This window comes from Serratia sp. (in: enterobacteria), from assembly GCF_046715635.1.
GTDB lineage: Bacteria > Pseudomonadota > Gammaproteobacteria > Enterobacterales > Enterobacteriaceae > Chania.
On the sequence record NZ_JBKJYW010000037.1, the window covers coordinates 1 to 3,597 of the forward strand.

Below are 3,597 nucleotides of genomic sequence, written 5' to 3' on the forward strand. Positions count from 1 at the left end.
AGCGTCAGATTTTCTGGCTGGTGGCGCAGGAAGAAACGCATCGCTTCATGGATCTGGTCATTGGTGATCAGGTGGTAATCGTCGATCACCAGGTACAGCGGCTGGTGCCAGTCGGACAGCTCGATAAACAGCTGCGCAAACAGCGCCGAAAGGTTGGCGTATTGATGCTTCTGGCTTAATGCCTCGCTTTTCACGCAGTGGCCCGCGGTTGCCTGTTGCAGCGCGGCGATCAGATAGCTGGCAAAGCGCTCCGGCTGGTTGTCGCTCTCGTCCAGGGAGTACCACCCCAGATCCGATTTGCCCGCGGCCCATTGTGCCACCAGCGTGGTCTTACCGTATCCAGCCGGGCAATTGACCAATGTCAGGCGATAGTTCGCCGCACCGGTCAACTTCGCCAGCAGACGATCGCGAACCACGGTATTTTGCAGCCGTACCGGACGGCTCAGTTTTGATGGGATCAGCATAGTATTCCAGATGTAAAGTGCGGTTCCCGCCGCCGAAGGACTGCCCGAAGTCATTTATTCCACCGTGTTCCTGTCTCGGGACCGGGTTGAATTAATTATTTTGTAGCTCGTAATTAATCCCCCTCTTTAACTTCGAACATCGTCAACGTTAATGCAACAAGCTTGCGCTTTGGCTTGAAGTTATATTGCTATCGATCACACTTTTTTACGTTTGCCCACGGATCCGCATAAGCCACGCTTTACAGAGCGCTTGATTACCCCCAGAAACTACCCTGCTTTTGGCTAATTATGGACAAGTACAAAACTTCATCGGCTAGCATAACTATGCTAACGTCATGGTTATTCTTTGCCGTCGATTTTATGCTCACTGGTGATGTCGATGAGCGTGCTTGCTGTTCGCAATGGGGGTTAAAAAGTGCCTGAGATCACAGTTTCAGCTACGCCCCAATCCTCCTCCCCAGCTAATCCCCAGGCGGGATGATGCCATTGCTCGTTCTCCCCGGCACGATAGTGAAAAAATTGGCCCATTTACTACCCAATGGAACTCAAGCTGCCGCTTGAAAGACGACGGGTATACCGGATAGAGAGTTTTACCTATGTCACAGCCTATGCTCAAAAAGGACGTTTTTCTGGCTGCACTGACTCGTCAGTGGCAGCGTTTTGGCCTCAGCTCCGCACAGCAGATGACTCAGCATCAATGGTGGGAGGCCGTGAGTGCCGCTCTTGCCGAACAGTTGGCTGCGCAGCCTGCGCCGCGTAAAAGCAGCAAGTCGTTGCGCCATGTGAACTACATCTCGATGGAATTTCTGATTGGCCGCCTGACCGCCAACAACCTGATCAACCTCGGCTGGTATGACACCGTTGAGGCGGTGTTGGCAGAGCAGGACGTCAAGCTGGCAGATCTGTTGGAGCAGGAAACCGATCCTGCGTTGGGTAACGGTGGGCTGGGGCGTTTAGCCGCTTGCTTCCTGGATTCGATGGCCACGGTGGAGCAACCGGCTACTGGCTATGGGCTGAACTATCAATATGGGCTGTTCCGCCAGTCATTCAAAGAAGGTCATCAGCAAGAGGCACCGGATAACTGGCAACGCGAGAGCTACCCGTGGTTCCGCCATAATGCGGCGTTGGCGGTGGATGTCGGGATTGGTGGTAAGGTAGAGAAACTGGCCGATGGCCGCGAGCTGTGGCACCCGGAGTTTACCCTGCGTGGGGAGGCCTGGGATCTGCCAGTGTTGGGCTTCCGTAACGGGGTCACCCAGCCGCTGCGCCTATGGCAGGCAACGCATGCTCATCCATTCGATCTGGGGGATTTCAACGATGGCAAATTCCTGCAGGCGGAAAAGCAGGGCGTAGAAGCGGCCAAGCTGACTAAAGTGCTCTATCCGAATGACAACCATCAGGCTGGCAAACGCCTGCGCCTGATGCAGCAGTACTTCCAGTGTGCCTGCTCGGTGGCCGATATTCTGCGTAAACACCATCAGGCCGGGCGCAAGATTGAAGAGTTGCCGAAGTACGAAGTAATCCAACTCAACGACACCCATCCAACCATCGCCATTCCAGAACTGTTGCGTATCCTGCTTGATGAGCACCAGCTGGATTGGGATGCGGCCTGGGCGATCACCAGCAAGACCTTTGCTTATACCAACCACACCCTGATGCCGGAAGCCTTGGAGTGCTGGGATGAGAAACTGGTCAGCAGCCTGCTGCCGCGCCACTTCGCCATCATCAAACAGATCAACGCCAACTTTAAGCAACTGGTGGATAAACATTGGCCGGGCGATGACGCAGTTTGGGCCAAGCTGGCGGTGCACCACAACAAGCAGGTGCGTATGGCTAACCTGTGCGTGGTCAGCGGCTTTGCGGTAAACGGTGTGGCCCAGCTGCACTCGGATCTGGTGGTAAAAGATCTGTTCCCAGAGTATCACCAGCTGTGGCCGAACAAATTCCACAACGTCACCAACGGCATTACGCCACGCCGCTGGCTCAAGCAGTGTAACCCGGCGCTGTCAGGCTTAATCGACACCACTCTGAAGGTAGAGTGGGCCAACGATCTCGATGCGCTGAAAGGCCTGGAGAAATACGCCGAAGACGCCGCATTCCGCGAGAAGTATCAGCAGATCAAGCGCGATAACAAAGTGATCCTGGCCAACTACGTGCACAGCGTAATGGGATTGACGCTCAACCCGGACGCGATCTTCGACGTGCAGATCAAACGTCTGCACGAGTACAAACGCCAGCACCTGAACCTGCTGCACATTCTTTCGCTGTATCGCCAGCTGCGGGATAACCCGGATCTGGACATCGTGCCGCGCGTGTTCCTGTTTGGTGCCAAAGCCGCGCCGGGTTACTACCTGGCGAAGAACATTATCTATGCGATCAACCAGGCCGCAGAGAAGATCAATAACGATCCGATCGTCAAGGATCGCCTGAAAGTGGCCTTCATCCCTGATTACCGCGTTTCTGTCGCTGAACTGATGATCCCGGCAGCGGACATTTCCGAGCAAATCTCCACCGCCGGTAAAGAAGCCTCGGGTACCGGGAATATGAAGCTGGCGCTGAACGGCGCACTGACCGTTGGCACGCTGGACGGAGCCAACGTCGAGATCGCCGAGCAGGTAGGCGAGGACAACATCTTTATTTTCGGCAACACCGTGGAGCAGGTCAAAGCGCTGTTGGCCACGGGTTATGATCCGCTGAGCTATTGCAAGAAAGACAAGCACCTGAAGGCAATCCTGGACGAACTGGCCAGCGGCGCATTCAGCCATGGGGACAAGCACGCTTTCGATATGATGCTGCATAGCCTGTTGGAAGGCGGCGATCCGTATCTGGTGCTGGCGGACTTCGCTTCCTACTGCGAAGCTCAACGGCAGGTAGACAAACTGTATCGTGACCGCGACGAATGGACGCGCCGCACTATCCTTAACACCGCGCGCGTAGGCATGTTCAGCTCGGATCGTTCGATCCGTGACTATCAGCAACGCATTTGGCAAGCCAAGCGTTAAGGAGTGCGAATGAGTAAAGGTATCGATCAGGTAGCAGCCCAGGCTGGGATTGCTGCCGATTACATCAATGCCCACGGCCAACGGCAGGCGATTTCGCCGGAAACCAAACGCAAGCTGTTGGCGGCGATGAA

At 55.2% G+C, this 3,597-nt stretch carries 1 protein-coding gene and 1 pseudogene; one reads left to right on the forward strand and one right to left on the reverse strand.

Features of this window, described 5'->3' with window-relative positions:
* A pseudogene (locus ACLQ7H_RS01685) lies at positions 1 to 464 on the reverse strand (transcriptional regulator MalT); the annotation flags it as partial.
* A 596-nt stretch (positions 465 to 1,060) separates the two neighbouring features.
* Here ACLQ7H_RS01685 and malP point away from each other — a divergent pair.
* Complete coding sequence (gene malP, locus ACLQ7H_RS01690; protein WP_411751172.1) at positions 1,061 to 3,466, forward strand: maltodextrin phosphorylase; 2,406 nt, start codon at positions 1,061 to 1,063, stop codon at positions 3,464 to 3,466.
* Positions 3,467 to 3,597: the final 131 nt, after the last annotated feature.